The organism is Staphylococcus sp. HMSC063F05 (assembly GCF_001837075.1).
Lineage (GTDB): Bacteria > Bacillota > Bacilli > Staphylococcales > Staphylococcaceae > Staphylococcus > Staphylococcus epidermidis.
This window is the reverse complement of the sequence record NZ_KV831317.1, coordinates 1-18,133: the sequence shown is the minus strand read 5'-3', so window position 1 is coordinate 18,133 and position 18,133 is coordinate 1. Positions and strand designations below refer to the sequence as shown.

General features: G+C 31.3%; 17 protein-coding genes. 11 read left to right on the top strand and 6 right to left on the bottom strand.

Features of this window, described 5'->3' with window-relative positions:
* Positions 1-104 precede the first annotated feature (104 nt).
* The gene (locus tag HMPREF2576_RS01695; protein WP_001830324.1) at positions 105-1,478 is read left to right on the top strand and encodes a cryptochrome/photolyase family protein; all 1,374 of its coding nucleotides are present in this window, start codon (positions 105-107) and stop codon (positions 1,476-1,478) included.
* Positions 1,479-1,527: 49 nt separating this feature from the next.
* Here HMPREF2576_RS01695 and HMPREF2576_RS01690 read toward each other — a convergent pair whose 3' ends face one another.
* Positions 1,528-1,797: a hypothetical protein gene (locus HMPREF2576_RS01690; protein ID WP_002438864.1), complete on the bottom strand. Its 270-nt coding sequence runs from the start codon at positions 1,795-1,797 to the stop codon at positions 1,528-1,530.
* The gene (locus HMPREF2576_RS01685) at positions 1,794-2,411 is read right to left on the bottom strand and encodes a DUF1361 domain-containing protein (protein WP_002438866.1); all 618 of its coding nucleotides are present in this window, start codon (positions 2,409-2,411) and stop codon (positions 1,794-1,796) included. The genes HMPREF2576_RS01690 and HMPREF2576_RS01685 overlap by 4 nt, the downstream gene beginning before the upstream one ends.
* Before the next feature lie 409 nt (positions 2,412-2,820).
* Between HMPREF2576_RS01685 and norA the strand changes: the two genes are divergently transcribed.
* From norA to HMPREF2576_RS01635, 10 genes are all read left to right on the top strand, one after another.
* On the top strand, positions 2,821-3,984 hold the full coding sequence (gene norA / locus HMPREF2576_RS01680) for a multidrug efflux MFS transporter NorA (protein WP_001830321.1): 1,164 nt from the start codon (positions 2,821-2,823) through the stop codon (positions 3,982-3,984).
* A gap of 321 nt (positions 3,985-4,305) precedes the next feature.
* Positions 4,306-4,776 (top strand): hypothetical protein, encoded by a 471-nt coding sequence (locus tag HMPREF2576_RS01675; protein WP_001830333.1) that lies wholly within the window; start codon positions 4,306-4,308, stop codon positions 4,774-4,776.
* A 113-nt stretch (positions 4,777-4,889) separates the two neighbouring features.
* Positions 4,890-5,372: a Cys-tRNA(Pro) deacylase gene (gene ybaK, locus HMPREF2576_RS01670; RefSeq protein WP_001830357.1), complete on the top strand. Its 483-nt coding sequence runs from the start codon at positions 4,890-4,892 to the stop codon at positions 5,370-5,372.
* A 230-nt stretch (positions 5,373-5,602) separates the two neighbouring features.
* Complete coding sequence (locus HMPREF2576_RS01665; RefSeq protein ID WP_002438877.1) at positions 5,603-6,361, top strand: DeoR/GlpR family DNA-binding transcription regulator; 759 nt, start codon at positions 5,603-5,605, stop codon at positions 6,359-6,361.
* On the top strand, positions 6,358-7,278 hold the full coding sequence (gene pfkB / locus HMPREF2576_RS01660; protein ID WP_002438878.1) for a 1-phosphofructokinase: 921 nt from the start codon (positions 6,358-6,360) through the stop codon (positions 7,276-7,278). The genes HMPREF2576_RS01665 and pfkB overlap by 4 nt, the downstream gene beginning before the upstream one ends.
* A 5-nt stretch (positions 7,279-7,283) precedes the next feature.
* On the top strand, positions 7,284-9,236 hold the full coding sequence (locus HMPREF2576_RS01655) for a PTS fructose transporter subunit IIABC (protein WP_070856342.1): 1,953 nt from the start codon (positions 7,284-7,286) through the stop codon (positions 9,234-9,236).
* Positions 9,237-9,610: 374 nt separating this feature from the next.
* Positions 9,611-10,783 carry an N-acetylglucosamine-6-phosphate deacetylase gene (nagA, locus tag HMPREF2576_RS01650; protein ID WP_070856347.1) on the top strand — a complete coding sequence of 391 codons (1,173 nt, stop codon included), beginning with the start codon at positions 9,611-9,613 and terminating at the stop codon, positions 10,781-10,783.
* 236 nt (positions 10,784-11,019) lie between these two features.
* Positions 11,020-12,369: a hemolysin family protein gene (locus HMPREF2576_RS01645; protein WP_002456926.1), complete on the top strand. Its 1,350-nt coding sequence runs from the start codon at positions 11,020-11,022 to the stop codon at positions 12,367-12,369.
* Positions 12,370-12,583: 214 nt separating this feature from the next.
* Positions 12,584-13,423 (top strand): aldo/keto reductase, encoded by an 840-nt coding sequence (locus tag HMPREF2576_RS01640; RefSeq protein ID WP_001830355.1) that lies wholly within the window; start codon positions 12,584-12,586, stop codon positions 13,421-13,423.
* 202 nt (positions 13,424-13,625) lie between these two features.
* Positions 13,626-14,732: a glycosyltransferase family 2 protein gene (locus HMPREF2576_RS01635; protein ID WP_001830351.1), complete on the top strand. Its 1,107-nt coding sequence runs from the start codon at positions 13,626-13,628 to the stop codon at positions 14,730-14,732.
* Positions 14,733-14,801: 69 nt separating this feature from the next.
* Here HMPREF2576_RS01635 and HMPREF2576_RS01630 read toward each other — a convergent pair whose 3' ends face one another.
* The 4 genes from HMPREF2576_RS01630 to HMPREF2576_RS01615 are packed head-to-tail and all read right to left on the bottom strand — an operon-like array spanning position 14,802 to position 17,482.
* Complete coding sequence (locus HMPREF2576_RS01630; protein WP_025987135.1) at positions 14,802-15,854, bottom strand: sensor histidine kinase; 1,053 nt, start codon at positions 15,852-15,854, stop codon at positions 14,802-14,804.
* Between the two features lie 2 nt (positions 15,855-15,856).
* Positions 15,857-16,546 (bottom strand): response regulator transcription factor SaeR, encoded by a 690-nt coding sequence (saeR, locus tag HMPREF2576_RS01625; protein ID WP_001830352.1) that lies wholly within the window; start codon positions 16,544-16,546, stop codon positions 15,857-15,859.
* The gene (locus tag HMPREF2576_RS01620) at positions 16,521-16,994 is read right to left on the bottom strand and encodes a DoxX family protein (protein ID WP_001830332.1); all 474 of its coding nucleotides are present in this window, start codon (positions 16,992-16,994) and stop codon (positions 16,521-16,523) included. Before HMPREF2576_RS01620 ends, saeR begins: the two co-directional genes overlap by 26 nt.
* A gap of 50 nt (positions 16,995-17,044) precedes the next feature.
* Positions 17,045-17,482 carry a DM13 domain-containing protein gene (locus tag HMPREF2576_RS01615; RefSeq protein ID WP_001830329.1) on the bottom strand — a complete coding sequence of 146 codons (438 nt, stop codon included), beginning with the start codon at positions 17,480-17,482 and terminating at the stop codon, positions 17,045-17,047.
* Between the last annotated feature and the right edge of the window lie 651 nt (positions 17,483-18,133).

Below are 18,133 nucleotides of genomic sequence, written 5' to 3'. Positions count from 1 at the left end.
AGTTAATCTTAATAGTTGAAATGTATCGTATAAAAAATATATGAATGTAAATAGAATTTAGTATTAGAGAATAACAAAAAATTGATGTTAGGTGGTAAAATCTAATGGCTATAGGTGTCATATTAAATAGAGTTTTTAGGCTAAATAATAATCCATTATTTGATTATATATATAGTAATAAAGAATCTATAAATCATTGTTATTTTATTATTCCAACTGAAGAGTTTGAAGAAGAAGCAAAAAAGAAAGCACAATACTATTATGGGTCCATACAGAAGTTTATGTATGAACTACAACGATATGATATAGAACCCTTTTTGATGTCTTATGATAAATTAATAGACTTTTGTAAAAAACAAGCTATAGACAAAGTTGTTGTTGCAGGTGATATTATGAGTTATCATCACGAAGAATATGACATTTTACATCAAAGGAAACGATTTAAACAAGCTAATATTCAAGTAATATCATTAAGAGCAAATCATTATTTTAACCCCCGCAAAACACATAATAAACAAGGGGAACCATATAAAGTATTTACCAGTTTTTATAGAAAATGGCGTCCTTACTTAATGATTAGAGATGAATATGACTATCATTTAGAAGATATTTCAAAGGTTGTAGTGAAATCTCAACATAAAATTAAAGAAGATTATCATTCATATGGTATAAGTGAACGTGATGTTCAAAATCGTTGGTCTGAATTTTTATCTCAAGATATCGAAAATTATAAAGAAAACAGGGAATACTTGCCTGAAGTATTAACAAGCCAACTAAGTATTTACTTAGCTTATGGAATGATAGATATTATACAAGTTTTCAACGATTTACTTCAAAATTATGATAAAAATGAACAAAATTACGAAACTTTTATACGTGAATTGATTTTTAGAGAGTTTTATTATGTATTAATGACCAATTATCCCGAAACAGCTCATGTTGCTTTTAAAGAAAAATACCAACAATTGAAATGGTCTTATAATGAAGAGAATTTTAAACTGTGGAAAGATGGGAATACTGGTTTTCCAATTATTGATGCAGCAATGGAGGAACTTAAAACAACTGGATTTATGCATAATCGCATGAGAATGGTAGTTTCTCAATTTTTAACTAAAGATTTGTTTATTGACTGGATTTGGGGTGAGTCATTTTTCAAACAAAAATTAATAGATTATGATGCAGCTTCAAATGTTCACGGATGGCAGTGGTCAGCTTCTACTGGAACAGATGCTGTACCATACTTTAGAATGTTTAATCCTATAAGACAAAGCGAGCGTTTTGATAATAATGCACGATATATAAAAACTTACATTCCAAGATTAAATCAGGTAGATGCTAAGTATTTACACGATACTCATAAATTCGAGCAACAAATAAAGGGGCAAGGTGTTGAAATAGGTAAAGACTATCCTAAACAAATGATTGATCACAAAGAAAGTAGACAACGTGTAATGTCAGAATTCAAAGCATTAGATTAAATAAAAAAGATCTGAACAACAGTATATAGGTGTTCAGATCTTTATCTAGTTACATAAAAAAGCAAACATAGATTAAAATATATTCTAACAAAGTTAAAATATACATATATTTAAGATTTAATTTAGTTTTCAAAGGTACTTCCCAATTTGTATAACGGGGCTCATAATAAAATAATTGCATCAAATATAATCCTATCCCTAACGGTAAACACATTAATAAAATAGCTTTAGTATAACTCCATCCTATTTGATGCCATAAATGACCTATCATAAGTTGAATAATGATGAGACATACCATTAAAATTACTTCAATTATCATTGGTATAATCTCACCCCTTTAATAAACAATATGACTGTTGCTTGTATGAGCACCATTAAAACGACAAATAGTAACGCTTTAACATCTATGATTAAAAAAACCTCTTTCACAATTTTTAAAGGTGCATTTAATAAATAGACAGTATGTAATCTTAAGAATCGACCGATGTAAATACCTAATCCATTTAAGAACATTAATATAACTATCAATAGTCGATTTAACCATACATAAGACGTAAAATGTGCAATTTCTAAAAATATAAGAATTGTGAGGTATATTGCTAAGAGTACGCCAAGTATTAAATAGGTGAAATAAATCCATTCTGTGATGTTTAATCCAGCTAAAAAGTTAAATTGAAATTGGTTTAAGTGTATGAGATCGGTAATCATATAAAATGTGTTTGGAACTAATAATAGAAATATGAGTCCGAAAACAATAAATAAGGGCCATTCAAAAGCTTTGACTGGTTTGAACAATTTTAAAAGTAGACAAAGTTCAAATGGCACGTATGCTAAAAATAAATTTAACGTCATAAAGTTAAAAATATGTGATTCAGTCATAGATATAACAAATAAGATAATAAAGTATATTCTTGCAAAGTAACGAGATTGCATAACCACGCACTACTTTCTATAGAGTTTGATAATCGAGAGTTAATGATAACTTTTACAGTGAGGCATTTCAAACAATTTGAGGTGTTTTCTGTTTATACAGATGTGAAAGCGAAGAAAAATTATACCGTATGTTCATTAGACTTTAGTCAATTGGATAAAGGTTTTGTCGAAAGTTTATGAAGATACAGGTTCGTTTAATTATATGTTAAATTTTTAACTAAAAAATTAGAGTTTAGTGAAATTTAAAAATTAAAGTTTTTCAAAATGATTGTCATGTCACGTTAAATTGTTATACAATGTAGAAACTTTTAGTAAAGTAAAGTTCTTATGTGGGACATTAAAAATAAATTTGCGATAAATTTCAAAATTATTGGTATGCTTACTATATTAGAAAAAAAGGGGGGTTCCTATGAAAAAACAATTATTCATTCTTTATTTTAATATATTTCTTATATTTTTAGGGATTGGATTAGTTATTCCTGTACTTCCTGTATATTTGAAGGATTTAGGATTAAAAGGTAGTGACTTAGGAATGCTAGTTGCTGCTTTTGCATTATCACAAATGATTATTTCACCATTTGGTGGGACACTAGCTGATAAATTGGGTAAAAAATTAATTATATGTATCGGTTTAGTATTCTTTGCTGTCTCTGAATTTATGTTCGCAGCCGGTCAAAGTTTTACCATTTTAATCATTTCACGTGTTTTAGGTGGCTTTAGTGCAGGCATGGTCATGCCTGGTGTAACAGGTATGATTGCAGATATTTCTCCAGGAGCTGATAAAGCTAAAAACTTTGGTTACATGTCGGCAATTATTAATTCAGGTTTTATATTAGGACCTGGATTTGGAGGCTTTTTAGCTGAAATTTCACATAGATTACCTTTCTATGTTGCTGGAACATTAGGTGTTGTTGCATTCATTATGTCAGTTTTATTAATTCATAATCCTCAAAAAGCAACTACAGATGGATTCCACCAATATCAACCTGAATTATTCACTAAAATTAATTGGAAAGTATTTATTACTCCAGTCATATTAACACTTGTATTAGCATTTGGTTTATCTGCTTTTGAAACATTATTTTCTTTATATACAGCTGACAAAGTAAATTATACTCCTAAAGATATTTCGATAGCTATTATCGGTGGAGGCGTGTTTGGCGCATTATTCCAAGTATTCTTCTTTGATAAATTTATGAAATATATGAGTGAACTTAATTTTATTGCATGGTCATTACTATATTCAGCCATTGTTCTCGTTATGTTAGTGCTTGCAAACGGTTATTGGACGATTATGATTATTAGCTTTGTTGTTTTTATAGGTTTTGATATGATTAGACCAGCTTTAACCAATTACTTCTCGAATATAGCAGGCAAACGGCAAGGTTTTGCAGGTGGATTGAATTCAACTTTTACCAGTATGGGTAACTTTATAGGTCCTCTTGTAGCTGGTGCATTATTCGATGTTAATTTAGAGTTTCCTTTATATATGGCTATTGCGGTTTCATTAAGTGGAATTATCATTATTTTTATTGAAAAAGGACTTAAGTCACGCCGTAAAGAAGCAAATTAATACGGGGCCCCAACAAAGAGAATTTCGCCGAGAAATTCTACGGACAGAGCAAGTTTTGGGGACGAGGTGGGACACAGTGTTCAAGACGAATTCTGTGTCCCACTTCTTTTGTTTTATAACTTGTAATGTAAAGTTGATGTTATCTCAAATATAAGTTTTAAAAGATTATGAGTTATTAGTGGTTTATGTAACAAAAATAACAACTATATTAATGTTAGTGTTACAAATATTACAATCTATTTAAATTGTAATCTACATATCTTTTATTAAAAGTTGTTGTGTTAAGATAGAATAAATCTTAAGAGAAATGTGGGTAAGGAGATGAAATTGAAAAACTTATTTTTAAGTTCTGTTGCAGTTATTTTATCAATTTGTTTAGTACTTTTATTATTTTTAGCTACAAACCAAAATGCATTAGCGAAAGTCCATAAAACAATTTGTACTTTTACTAAAGTGAAAACAGTATCTCATAACGATATATTCCCTAACTTAAATATGAATCATGTTGCTGAAGCTTCAGAAAAAAACTCTGATCACCAAAAGAATGTTAATAAAACAAATCAACAAAGTGTAAGAACGCAAGCATCTTATGATTTCAACCCACAGGAATGTAAAGTAATTGCTTTGAATTACGCTGAGAATCATTTAAGCAAAAAATATAATATAGAGCGTACTTTCAACGAGTCGCTTCATTCAGTATATGTATTTTCTAGTGAAAATAAACTTCATCAAACTAAGGTTAAAGTCAATAAAAGTGGGACTGTACATGCATCAAACATCAATAATCATTAATTAACACGCTTTCTTCTATATAAGAAAGGGTGTTTTTTAATAGTGTTAGTGTAAATGAAATAAAGTTTTCATGTTAAAATGAGATGTGAATGATTGTTATAAAGGGTGAGAATATGTCTAAAACTAAAAAAACAAATGCAATGCGGATTTTAGATAGAGCTAAAATTAATTATCAAATGAATACTTACGAAGTTACTGACAAGCATCAACATGGAGAAGAGATTGCACAACTCGTAGGTGCTAAAATAGAAGAAGTCTTTAAAACACTTGTACTAGAGAATTCCAATCATGAACACTATGTTTTTGTCATTCCAGTTAATGAAACCTTAGATATGAAGAAGGCGGCTCATGTTGTTAATGAAAAGAAATTGAATTTAATGCCTCTCGATCAATTAAAACAAGTAACAGGGTATGTTAGAGGAGGATGTTCACCTATCGGTATGAAACATTCCTTTAAAACGACGATTGATGCTTCCGCTAAAAATTTAGAAAAAGTTTATATTAGCGGAGGTCAAAGAGGAATGCAAATTATCATTCATGTGAATGATTTAATTGACATGACAAAGGCTCAGGTAGAATCTATTACACAGAATTAAACGTATATAGACATTTAATGTTTCAACATTATTTAATACTTAGAAAATGATTTCTGAAAATTAAAATGTACGTCTTAAAGTGTGATGATACAATCCATTTCAAACACCTAATCTGAAAGGTGTTTTTATTTTTGTCATAAAATGATTGTTTTTGATTGAAAATGGAAGATTTTGATTGAAATATGTAAGCGTAGCCATTACAATATAAGTGAATTAGGGGAGGTATAGCAGTGATATCAGAAAAACGACAGAATTTAATTTTACAAGAATTAACTCAAAAGGACTTTTTAACACTTCAAGATTTAGTTGATAGAACAGGATGTAGTGCATCAACTATACGAAGAGATTTATCTAAGTTGCAGAATATGGGTAAATTACAACGAGTACATGGTGGTGCTACAATTCATCAAAATCGAGTTAAGGAACCTAAGTTATCTGAAAAAAGAACTCAGAATTTACGTGAAAAACAAGAAATCGCTAAACGTGCTGCATGTGATATCCAAGATCATGAATGTATATTTCTAGATGCGGGTTCCTCAACTTTTGAGTTAATTCAATATATTGAGGCAAAAGATATTACTGTTGTAACAAACGGAATGACACATGTTGAAGAACTATTAAAGCACGGTATTAAAACTTTAATGGTTGGTGGCCAAGTTAAACCTACGACAATGGCTACAGTTGGTGCTAACGCGTTAGAAACATTAAGACGTTATTGTTTTGATCGTGCTTTTATAGGAATGAACGGTATTGATGTGAAATATGGATTAACAACCCCTGATGAACAAGAAGCTTTGATTAAAGAAACAGCTATGAAACTATCAAATCACAAATATGTGCTTGTCGATCAATCAAAGTTTAATCAAATTTATTTTGCAAGAGTTCCAATTTTAGATGGACTTAGCATCATAACTTCGCAAAAAGCAATGCAAAGCAAGATGACTGAAGCTTACATGAATGAATTTAATTTTATAGGAGGGAAATCATGATATATACAGTTACCTTCAATCCTTCAATCGATTACATCATTTTTACTGATGGATTTGAAATATCAGGATTAAACCGGGCAAAAGCAACGTATAAATTTGCAGGAGGTAAGGGAATCAATGTATCAAGAGTACTTAAAACTTTAGATGTTGATTCTACAGCCTTAGGATTTTCAGGAGGTTTCCCTGGAGATTTTATTGCTCAAACACTTGAGGACAGTAATATCCAATCAGATTTTGTTCAAGTAGATGAGGATACGCGTATTAATGTAAAACTAAAATCAGGTCAAGAAACAGAAATCAATGCACCCGGACCTAAAGTGACACACGCGCAATTTGAACAACTTTTATCTCAAATACGTCGTACTACAAACGACGATATTGTTATTGTAGCTGGAAGTGTACCGAACAGTATTCCAAGTGATGCTTATGCACAAATAGCACAAATCACTGAAAAAACTGGTGCGCAACTAGTTGTTGATGCAGAAAAAGATCTTGTTGAAACAGTATTACCATATCGACCATTATTTATTAAACCAAACAAAGATGAATTAGAAGTAATGTTTAACACTACAGTCAAGAGTGATGAAGATGTTATAAAATATGGTAAAGAAATTTTGAAAAAAGGGGCACAATCAGTCATCATTTCACTTGGTGGCGATGGTGCAATATATGTTGATCAACATCAAAGCATTAAAGCTGTGAATCCACAAGGACATGTAGTTAATACAGTAGGATCTGGTGATAGTACAGTGGCAGGTATGGTAGCAGGGTTGTCCATGGGTCTTAATATAGATGAAGCTTTTCAACAGGCCGTAGCTTCAGGAACAGCGACTGCTTTTTCAGAAGATTTAGCGACAAGAGATGCTATAGAAAATATTAAATCTCAAGTGACAATTTCTGTACTTGATGGGGAGTGAAAAAGATGAGAATTACTGAACTGTTAACTAAAGAAACAATAGCGATGGATTTAGATGCTTCTGATAAAAGTGGGGTGATTACTGAGCTTGTTAATCAATTGGATAAAGCAGGTAAGTTAAGTGACCCTGTATCGTTTAAAGAGGCAATTCATAATCGTGAATCTCAGAGCACAACAGGAATTGGTGAAGGTATTGCTATACCACATGCTAAAGTTGCAGCAGTTAAAACACCTGCAATTGCATTCGGTAAATCTAAAGAAGGTGTGGATTATCAAAGTTTAGACATGCAACTTGCACACTTATTCTTTATGATTGCAGCGCCTGAAGGTGGAGCACAAACGCATTTAGATGCGCTTGCGAAACTTTCTGGAATATTAATGGATGAGAAAATACGTGAAAAATTAATTCATGCTGAATCTCCTGAAGAAGTGTTAAACATTATCGATGAAGCGGATGATGAGGCAACAAAAGAAGAAGAAGCAGAAGCGAACGAAAATGCAACTGTTTCAACTGACAACTCAAATCAAGATAATAATGAGCCATATGTTTTAGCTGTTACAGCATGCCCAACTGGGATTGCCCACACATATATGGCACGTGATGCTTTGAAAAAGCAAGCTGAGAAGATGAACATCAAAATTAAAGTTGAAACAAATGGTTCTAGTGGTATTAAAAACCATTTAACTGAACAAGATATAGAACGTGCAACTGGAATAATTGTTGCAGCAGATGTCCATGTAGAAACTGATCGTTTTGATGGGAAAAATGTGGTTGAGGTTCCTGTTGCTGATGGTATTAAGCGTCCCGAGGAACTAATTAATACAGCTTTAGATACAAATCGTAAACCATTTGTAGCGCAAGGTGGATCTAAAAAACATGACGATAATGAAGAAAAGTTAAGTCCAGGAAAAGCATTCTATAAACACTTAATGAATGGTGTTTCTAATATGTTACCACTTGTTATTTCGGGTGGTATCTTAATGGCAATTGTATTCTTATTCGGCGCAAACTCATTTAAGCCTGATAGTTCAGAATATAATGCATTTGCCGAACAATTATGGAATATTGGTAAAAATAGTGCCTTTGCTTTAATTATTCCAATTTTAGCTGGTTTCATTGCACGTAGTATTGCAGATAAACCAGGTTTTGCAGCTGGTTTAGTTGGTGGTATGTTAGCTATTTCTGGAGGTTCTGGCTTTATTGGTGGAATTATTGCTGGTTTCTTAGCAGGTTATTTAACTCAAGGAATTAAATATATTACACGTAAATTGCCACAAGCAATTGAAGGCTTGAAACCTACTTTAATCTATCCATTACTTTCAGTTTCAATTACTGGATTGTTAATGGTGTATGTCTTTAATCCGCCAGCAGCTTGGTTAAATCATTTGCTACTAAATGGTTTAAATAGTCTGTCAGGCTCTAATATTATGTTACTTGGTCTTGTGATTGGAGCTATGATGGCAATTGACATGGGCGGTCCATTTAATAAAGCAGCTTATGTATTTGCTACTGCTGCATTAACGGAAGGAAATGCAGCTCCTATTACTGCAGCGATGATTGGTGGTATGATTCCTCCATTAGCTATCGCTACAGCAATGTTAATCTTTAGAAGAAAATTCACTAAAGAGCAAAGAGGCTCAATTGTACCAAACTATGTCATGGGATTATCATTTATTACTGAAGGTGCCATCCCATTCGCAGCTGCCGATCCATTACGTGTGATTCCTTCAATGATGGTTGGCTCAGGTGTGGCTGGAGCAATTGCTTTAGGTTTAGGATCAAGTATCAAAGCACCTCATGGTGGAATTTTCGTCATTATTGGTACTGATTTTAACCATATACTTCAAACTCTTATTGCTTTAGTTGTGGGTACGTTAGTTTCAGCTTTAATTTATGGTTTCTTGAAACCAAAAGTAACAGAAAATGAAATTCAAGCATCTCAAGCTATGGATGAATAGTAATTTCAAAATTAGTAATAACAATGCTTTAAATATATAGAAAATTAATTGAATTAAACGGTGATTTCCATTTTGAAAATAAATGGGAATTGCCGTTTTTTTTGAATCGAAACTTATGTTGCATTGGTTAGATTGAATGTTATCGTTGTAATAAAGACTAAGAAGTTTTAATAAATTTACATTAAATAGTTATTTTGTATGAAAATAATATCTTAAATTAAAAATACAGTTATTAAATTAAGAATATAGAGTAAATTAGTAAAATTCATCTGTTAACCAGTAAAATATTGAAAAAGTGATATTCATTACGAAGAAAGATATAATAAAATAGTTCAGTCAACTACTAATAATTCAAAGAAAAGAAGGGTTCAATCATGTCAGAATATGTTTTAACGAATGGCATCGTATATACAGAAAATGAAATGATTAACAATGGATATGTTCATATTAAAGATGGGAAAATTTTAGACGTTGGTAAGTGTCCTTTTCATCCGTCATCGTCGCATAATACAATTGACATTATTGATGTAAAAAAACGACATATACTGCCAGGATTTATAGATATTCACATCCATGGGGGGTATGGTGAAGATGCCATGGATGCATCTGAACAAGGCTTACAACATTTAGCAGAATCACTCCTTTCTGAGGGGACAACATCTTTTTTAGCAACAACAATGACACAGTCAACAGTCAATATTGAGCGAGCACTTCAAACTATTGCTAAATATACTCAACAACAAGATGTTACAAATGCTGCCGAAATTGTGGGAGTACATCTTGAAGGTCCATTTATTTCAGAACATAAAGTAGGCGCACAACATCCTCAATTCGTACAACGTCCTACGGTTGATAAAATAAAGTCGTTTCAGGAAGTAGCGAATGGACTAATTAAGATTATTACGTACGCTCCTGAAGTTGATGGAGCAACAGAAACGTTAAAGACAATGAAAAATGATATCATTTTTTCAATCGGACATACGGTGGCAACGTTTGATCAAGCGAATACAGCTGTGAGTCATGGTGCCAAACACATCACTCATTTGTATAATGCAGCGACCGGCTTTCAACATAGAGAACCAGGTGTATTTGGTGTAGCCTGGTTAAATCAAGGGTTGCATACTGAAATGATTGTGGATGGTGTTCATTCACATCCTGCATCCATCGCACTTGCATATAGACTTAAGGGGAATCAAAGCTGTTATTTAATTACAGATGCGATGAGAGCTAAAGGAATGCCAGAAGGACATTATGATTTAGGTGGTCAGGATGTGATTGTAAAGGGAAGTGAAGCACGCCTGTCTTCTGGGGCTTTAGCTGGAAGTATACTCAAAATGAACGAAGGACTTAAAAATTTAATACAATTTACAGGTGACACGATTGAGCATTTATGGAGAGTAACAAGTTTAAATCAAGCGATAACATTAGGTATAGACGACATAAAAGGTAGTATTAAAATCGGGAAAGATGCAGATATTGTTATCATAGATGATGCATGTAATGTTGAAACGACGATTAAAAATGGAAAATATCATGCTTTCAAATGATTTGTCATTGGTTGAATAAAAAAATTATTTTGTCTACAATATAGTATTGGCATATGTTTAACATATAACAAAAGATTTATGATAGAATGAAGCCAATCACATTTTTTACGGGGAGTATCACGATGGGAAGGTCTTAGCATGTAGTTGTCACTTATTGAGTCATGATGATTTAAATACGTGTTACCTAAGCGTGACACAACATATATGGAGGTGAATCCCTAGAAATAGGGAATTAATTGGAAACTTCGACCATAATTAGTTTAGCTATATTTTTTCTTTTGATTGCATTAACAACAGTATTCGTTGGGTCAGAATTTGCACTAGTAAAAGTGAGATCAACGCGTATTGAACAATTAGTAGATGAGGGTAATAAGAGCGCAAAAATTGTCAAAAAAATGATAGACAATCTTGATTATTACTTATCTGCCTGTCAATTAGGTATTACAGTAACATCTTTAGGCTTAGGTTGGTTAGGTGAACCGACATTTGAAAAGATGATGCACCCACTATTCGAGTTATTACATTTACCTAGTCCTTTAACAACGACGATTTCATTTGTTGTTTCATTCATTGTTGTGACATATTTACATGTTGTATTAGGCGAATTGGCACCTAAATCATTTGCTATTCAACATACAGAACAACTTGCACTTTTATATTCAAGACCATTATTTTATTTTGGTAATTTTATGAAACCACTTATATGGTTAATGAATGGTTCTTCTCGTGTGATTGTCAGAATGTTTGGATTTGATCCAGATGCTCAAACTGATGCAATGTCAGAAGAAGAAATAAAAATTATTATAAACAATAGTTATAACGGTGGAGAGATTAACCAAACCGAGCTTGCGTATATGCAAAATATTTTTTCATTTGATGAACGTCATGCAAAAGATATTATGGTGCCACGTACACAAATGGTTACGCTCAACGAACCATTTAATGTAGATGAATTATTAGATACTATCAAAGAACATCAGTTTACAAGATATCCAATCACTGAAGATGGTGATAAAGACCATGTAAAAGGTTTTATAAATGTCAAAGAGTTTTTAACAGAATATGCGTCAGGTAAACCGATTAAAATCGCCAATTATATTCATGAATTACCCATGATTTCAGAGACAACTAGAATAAGTGATGCTCTTGTAAGAATGCAAAGAGAGCATGTACATATTAGTTTGATTATAGATGAGTATGGTGGGACAGCTGGTATTTTAACAATGGAAGATATTTTAGAAGAAATTGTTGGTGAAATCAGAGACGAATTTGATGATGACGAAGTTAACGATATAGTTAAACTTGATGATCATACTTATCAAATTAATGGTCGTGTTTTACTTGATGATTTAAATGAAAAATTTGGCATAGAGTTTGAAGATTCTGAAGATATTGATACTATTGGTGGTTGGTTACAATCACAAAATACTAATTTGCAAAAAGATGACTTCGTTGATACTGAATATGATCGTTGGACGATTACAGAAATCGACAATCATCAAATTATTTGGGTCAACTTAAATTATGAATTTAATAGTGGACGTCCTTCTGTTAATGAAGAACAAGAAGATGACGAACGTGATTAATATTTCAAAAGATAAGTTGTGGGATAGAACACCAAGTGAGTTCTATCCCACTTTTTGTTTTATATAAGGATACTCATCATTTAAGGAATAATAAATTGCTTTATATTAAAATAACACAATGAATAGCTCTAATTTGTTTCATCAGTAAATAAAAAAGGTATTAAAATGTTAATAAGTGAATAATTTCTATGTAAATAAGGAGAGTTAATGTACTATGACAAATGATGTCCAAATTTTAAATAACGGTTATCCAATGCCTGCAGTTGGATTAGGAGTTTATAAGATAGCGGATGAGCAGATGGAAGAGGTTGTCCGTACAGCTTTAGATGCAGGATATCGTGCATTTGATACGGCATACTTTTATGGAAATGAAAAAGCCTTAGGTAGTGCATTAAAACATTCAAATGTTGAGAGGGACGAGTTATTCATAACATCTAAACTTTGGAATGATTATCAAGGTTATGACCAAACAATAGAGTACTTTAATAAATCATTGGACAATTTAGGGTTAGACTATTTAGATTTATTTTTAATTCATTGGCCTTGTGAAAATGATCAATTGTATATTGAATCATATAAAGCCTTAGAACATTTATATGAAGAAGGTAAAATAAAAGCCATTGGTGTATGTAACTTTAAGATACATCATTTAGAAAAGTTAATGAAAGAAACTAAAATTACACCACAGGTGAATCAAATTGAGTTACATCCGTACTTTAACCAACAAGATGTACAAGACTTTTGTGATGAACATGATATTAAAGTAACAGCTTGGATGCCTTTAATGCGCAATAAAGGGTTGCTTGATGACCCTGTAATTACAGATATTGCTCATCGTTATGATAAAACACCTGCACAAATTGTCTTACGTTGGCATCTTGCACATAATCGTATTATCATTCCTAAATCACAAACACCTAAACGTATTAAAGAAAATTTTGATATTTTTGATTTTAATCTTGAGTTAACAGATGTTGCAGAAATAGATAGTTTAAATAAAAATGCTAGACAAGGAAAAGATCCTGATGATGTCAGTATTGGAGATTTGAAATAAATATAATTAATCAGTTAGAGTTAACTTTAAAAAAATAATTAAATTCTTTTTACTAAAAGTTAATGTGATGCTCATAAAAGAAAATATTTAAAACTATTAAGCTTAATTTAAGATTATGTAAATACACAGTATTTAACTAGAATGTATGACAAGGAAATTGATAAAATGATAGCAAATAGTTCAGAGAAAAGGATGTCATTTAATGAAAATCAGAGTCATCGTCCCTTGCTATAATGAAGGCGAAGTCGTTTTGAAAACTTATGACAAATTAACTGAAATAATGAAGAAAGATAGTTTAATCAAAAATTATGAATACGATTTACTCTTTATTAACGATGGTAGTACAGATACGACAATACATCATATCAAGAATATTGTTGCGTATGATAACCATGTTAAATATCTTTCATTCAGTCGAAACTTTGGCAAAGAAGCTGCAATGATTGCTGGCTATCAGCATAGCACAATGCACGACGCGGTGATTATGATTGATGGAGATTTACAACATCCGCCTGAATATATTCCACAAATGATAGAGGGTTACATTGAAGGTTATGATCAAGTGGTTGCTAAGAGAAATCGTCAGGGAGAGAATTTTGTACGTAAAACTTTGTCTCGTTGTTATTATAAATTAATTAATGCATTTGTAGAGGATATCCAATTTGAAGACGGCGTTGGTGATTTTAGATTACTCAGTCGACGTGCAGTTCAAGCTTTAACAACACTTGATGAATATAATCGTTTCTCTAAGGGTCTATTTGAATGGATAGGTTATGAAACAAAAGTATTTCAATATGAAAATGTGACGCGTGAAGATGGAGAATCTAAGTGGACTTTTAGAAAGTTACTCAACTATGGTATTGATGGACTCATCTCTTTTAACAATAAGCCTTTACGCATGATGATATACTTAGGTATGTTCACGTTTTCTATCAGTATTTTATATATAATTTATTTATTAATAAATATTTTGATTAATGGTATAAATATACCTGGTTATTTTACTACGATTGCTGCTATATTATTGTTGGGTGGTATTCAATTAATGTCTATTGGCGTAGTAGGAGAATATATTGGTCGTATTTATTATGAAGTTAAACATAGACCGAAGTATATTGTTGAAAACTCTAATATTCAGACTGAGAATCTCGACATGAGATATAATGCTTTAAACCTGAATAAAAATAGAAACAACAAGCGTAGTAATGATTTATATAAATTAAGTTCTTTTTATAAAGTTAAAACATATAGTGATACGTATGCATCAAATTATTCTCAAGATGAAGGTTTTAAAGAGCGTGTACATTAATGAAAACCGAATGTAGCTAGAGTGTTCAAACTCATTCCAGCTACATTCGGTTTTTTAATGCAATACAAATTACTTTTTAAATTGAAATTTTTTTAAGGTAAGTGTCATCGTGGTTCCAATGTCTAAATCACTTTGGACTGTAATAGAGGCGTCAATTTGTTGTGCTAACTCATTTGCAATGTATAATCCTAACCCCGAACCACCAGTCTTAGTATTTCGAGAATCTTCAACTCTAAACGTTCTTTCAAAGATACGTGATTGAAGTTCTGGAACGATACCTATGCCCTCATCTTTTATTGAAATACTAATGACGTCGTTTTCTTTACACTCAGAAATAATAATATCAATACGGCTACCAGAATTAGAAAATTTTAATGCATTATCTAGTAAATTGGTCAAAATACGTTCGATTGGAGGTCGATACTGGTAGAATGCATCAATATCTGTGCAGAAATTAACTTCAAGTGTACGATTTTCTTGTTTTATGTGTTGTTCGTATGGTTGTAATATATTAACAAGTAATTGATCGAGCTGTATTAATTCCAAAGGATAAGAACGTCCAGTATTTAAATTAATCACATGTGTAATGTCATCAAATAAAATTGATAAACGATTTGCTTGTTTAATTAATATTTCATATGCTTCATGAACTTCTTGAGGATCACTAATGACGCCATCCCGTAAACCTTCAGAATATGATCGAATACCAGCTAAAGGTGTTTTTAAATCATGTGCAAGGTTTTGTATGATTTCAGTTTTTTCTTGTTGCTCGTTTTTTATCATATTCATTTGATTATTGATTTCATATGCCATTTTATTAAAAGAATCATTCAACTCTTTAATTTCTCTAGGAGACTGAAATGTTTCATCATCAATGAATTTTTCGTGATTTATAAATTGCTTAGTCTTAATATTGAATTGCTTAATCTTCTGAATTAAAGGATTAATAAAAATACTACAAATCGAAAGTGTTAAACAGCTTGTTATCATAGTAGTGATGGCTAAAGTGAGTGTCATGTGACCATTAAACCACATGAGCTTATATGCAATAACCAGTATAATTGTTGTTAAAATAACGCTTGAAATGACACCGATAATGATTTGACTTCTTATTGAAAAAATAGTTATCGGCTCCTTTCAAACTTATAACCAAGGCCCCACACAGTTGTAATAGTGTAGGGTAAAAAATCATGTTTTTCTAATTTCTCGCGAATTCTATGTATGTGGACATTGACAGTGTTAGCATCTTCGTAATAGTCATATCCCCATACTTTTTCTAGAAGTTCGGATTTAGAAATAACTTCACCTTCTCTAGAAGCAAGATACCATAGCAATTCAAATTCTTTAATGCGCATAGGTATCTCTATATTGTTAATGGTAAGTGTCTTGCTTAAATTTTTTAAAACTAAACCATCAAATTCTAATTGCTCAATTTTATTAGAATGATTTGATTTACTCATTCTAGCGAGAAGGTTATTAGTACGTAATACTAGTTCTCTTGGGCTAAAGGGTTTTTTAATATAGTCATCAGCACCTAACGTCAGTGCGTATATCGTGTCATGTTCTTGAGTTTTTGCTGTTAGATATATGAAAGGTATATCAAGTTGCATATCTTTCATTTTTTTGACAATATCGTATCCGCTAACTTCCGGCATCATAATGTCTAAAATCATAATATCTATATCTGAAGATAATAATTTTAGTGCTTCTTTACCACATGTTGTTGTCGTAACCTGATATCCTTCATATTCGAAATACGTTTGACAAATGTCTACAATATCTTTTTCATCATCCACGATTAGTAAGTGGGTCATGCTTATCTTCACCTCGGTTATTACGGTCTCTAAAATAAGCGATGATTTCTTTAAGTGATACCTTAGCCAATAAAGAGTGGCTCATGAGTAAAATAATAAAGAAAGCTAATTGTAGAGGGTACGTAAAAATCATATCTGCTAAAATATAATTTATCATAACGAAGGCTCCAAAGAAACTTGCAGCGTATGCAAATATACCTAAAATTAAACCTAAACCAATTGCCATTTCCCCTAAAGGTACGATTATATTAAATAATCCTGTTGTGTGTGCAACAATATGTTCAAAAAACCATTTATACCATTGAGGAGAGTCTGTGTTATCTCTAATTACCGGAACTAGCCCGTTTAATGTAAAATCACCTGTAAATTTCTCCCATCCTTGTCTGAAAATAACAATACCTGAAATTACACGAATTAAAAATATTATAAATAAACTTATTTTCTTCATGATTAACACTCTCTTTCTATAGTTAAAAACGCCTACATTTAATAGCTAAATTATTTTAATTTAGCGCCACCAAAAATTACATGTGCTTTTTCGCAATAAATTGTTACTTCATTGTATTTTTCTAAATCTACATTTTTTAAATCAAAAGTTTGTTTGGATTTATTGTAGTCTACTGTTGAAATCTTTTTACCGGATTTAATATCTCCGTTTTTAGTTAGGTAAACATATAGGTCTGGACCTTTAGAAGATTTGTAATTCTCTAACATAAGTTTGCCATTTTCAATTTTAGCTTTACCTTCTACTTTTTCTCCGTTTTTAGATTCAAAATTACCAGATAATTTTTTCGTTGTGTCTGTTTTTACATTACTGTCTTCTTGTTGTTTATCTTTGTGATTAGCGTGATCGCTTTCCGAGTTAGAATTTCCACATGCGCCTAATGTAAGTGATGTAACAATTGCTCCGACTGCTAATAAATATTTTGTATTCATAATGTATTCCTCTTTTCTATTTTTATTTAAGAATAGTTTAATCAGAATACGTGAACATAACCATTAACTATTTCTTAACTACATTTAAAAAAGAATTAAATCAAAATGATTTTTATTTATAATTATAAAAATGAAAGAGTTTTATTAGAACGTAATAGACTTGATAAATAAAAAATGAAATAAATAAAAGAGATAAAATGAAGAAAAGGTGTCAATATTGAAAATTAATAAGAATTAACGGTTGGGGTAGGAGGACATTCATTTTGAATTCTTTATTCTAATATGAGCTCGACACAACTTATATGACAAGTAAATTTCTCAGTGACTTTTTCTTGTTGAACAAGTTTTTAAATTAGAAGTTGCTATAATGATATTCTCAATTCTATATTAGACTGTCTGAAAAATATGGCTAATCCAATCACTTATGACCTAAGATCAAAAGATGTTTCACATTATATATTGTCTACAAATAAAAAAAGGCTGGGGCAAAAAGTTCCAGGATAAGTAAAAAAAGACAAATTCTATTGAAATAATATAGAAATTGTCTTTTTTATAATTTTTTGATTATTTTCAGTTCGTTGATCTGTTACTTTTCTTATATTAAGCCACGATGATGACTGAATTCATCGAATTCAGTATCGGGAATTGTTT

Bases quoted from the DNA above. Each gene is read 5' to 3' on its own strand.
- HMPREF2576_RS01695 (WP_001830324.1), top strand. From the start codon at position 105: ATGGCTATAGGTGTCATATTAAATAGAGTTTTTAGGCTAAATAATAAT.
- HMPREF2576_RS01690 (WP_002438864.1), bottom strand. From the start codon at position 1,797: ATGATAATTGAAGTAATTTTAATGGTATGTCTCATCATTATTCAACTT.
- HMPREF2576_RS01685 (WP_002438866.1), bottom strand. From the start codon at position 2,411: ATGCAATCTCGTTACTTTGCAAGAATATACTTTATTATCTTATTTGTT.
- norA (WP_001830321.1), top strand. From the start codon at position 2,821: ATGAAAAAACAATTATTCATTCTTTATTTTAATATATTTCTTATATTT.
- HMPREF2576_RS01675 (WP_001830333.1), top strand. From the start codon at position 4,306: ATGAAATTGAAAAACTTATTTTTAAGTTCTGTTGCAGTTATTTTATCA.
- ybaK (WP_001830357.1), top strand. From the start codon at position 4,890: ATGTCTAAAACTAAAAAAACAAATGCAATGCGGATTTTAGATAGAGCT.
- pfkB (WP_002438878.1), top strand. From the start codon at position 6,358: ATGATATATACAGTTACCTTCAATCCTTCAATCGATTACATCATTTTT.
- HMPREF2576_RS01655 (WP_070856342.1), top strand. From the start codon at position 7,284: ATGAGAATTACTGAACTGTTAACTAAAGAAACAATAGCGATGGATTTA.
- nagA (WP_070856347.1), top strand. From the start codon at position 9,611: ATGTCAGAATATGTTTTAACGAATGGCATCGTATATACAGAAAATGAA.
- HMPREF2576_RS01640 (WP_001830355.1), top strand. From the start codon at position 12,584: ATGACAAATGATGTCCAAATTTTAAATAACGGTTATCCAATGCCTGCA.
- HMPREF2576_RS01635 (WP_001830351.1), top strand. From the start codon at position 13,626: ATGAAAATCAGAGTCATCGTCCCTTGCTATAATGAAGGCGAAGTCGTT.
- saeR (WP_001830352.1), bottom strand. From the start codon at position 16,546: ATGACCCACTTACTAATCGTGGATGATGAAAAAGATATTGTAGACATT.
- HMPREF2576_RS01620 (WP_001830332.1), bottom strand. From the start codon at position 16,994: ATGAAGAAAATAAGTTTATTTATAATATTTTTAATTCGTGTAATTTCA.
- HMPREF2576_RS01615 (WP_001830329.1), bottom strand. From the start codon at position 17,482: ATGAATACAAAATATTTATTAGCAGTCGGAGCAATTGTTACATCACTT.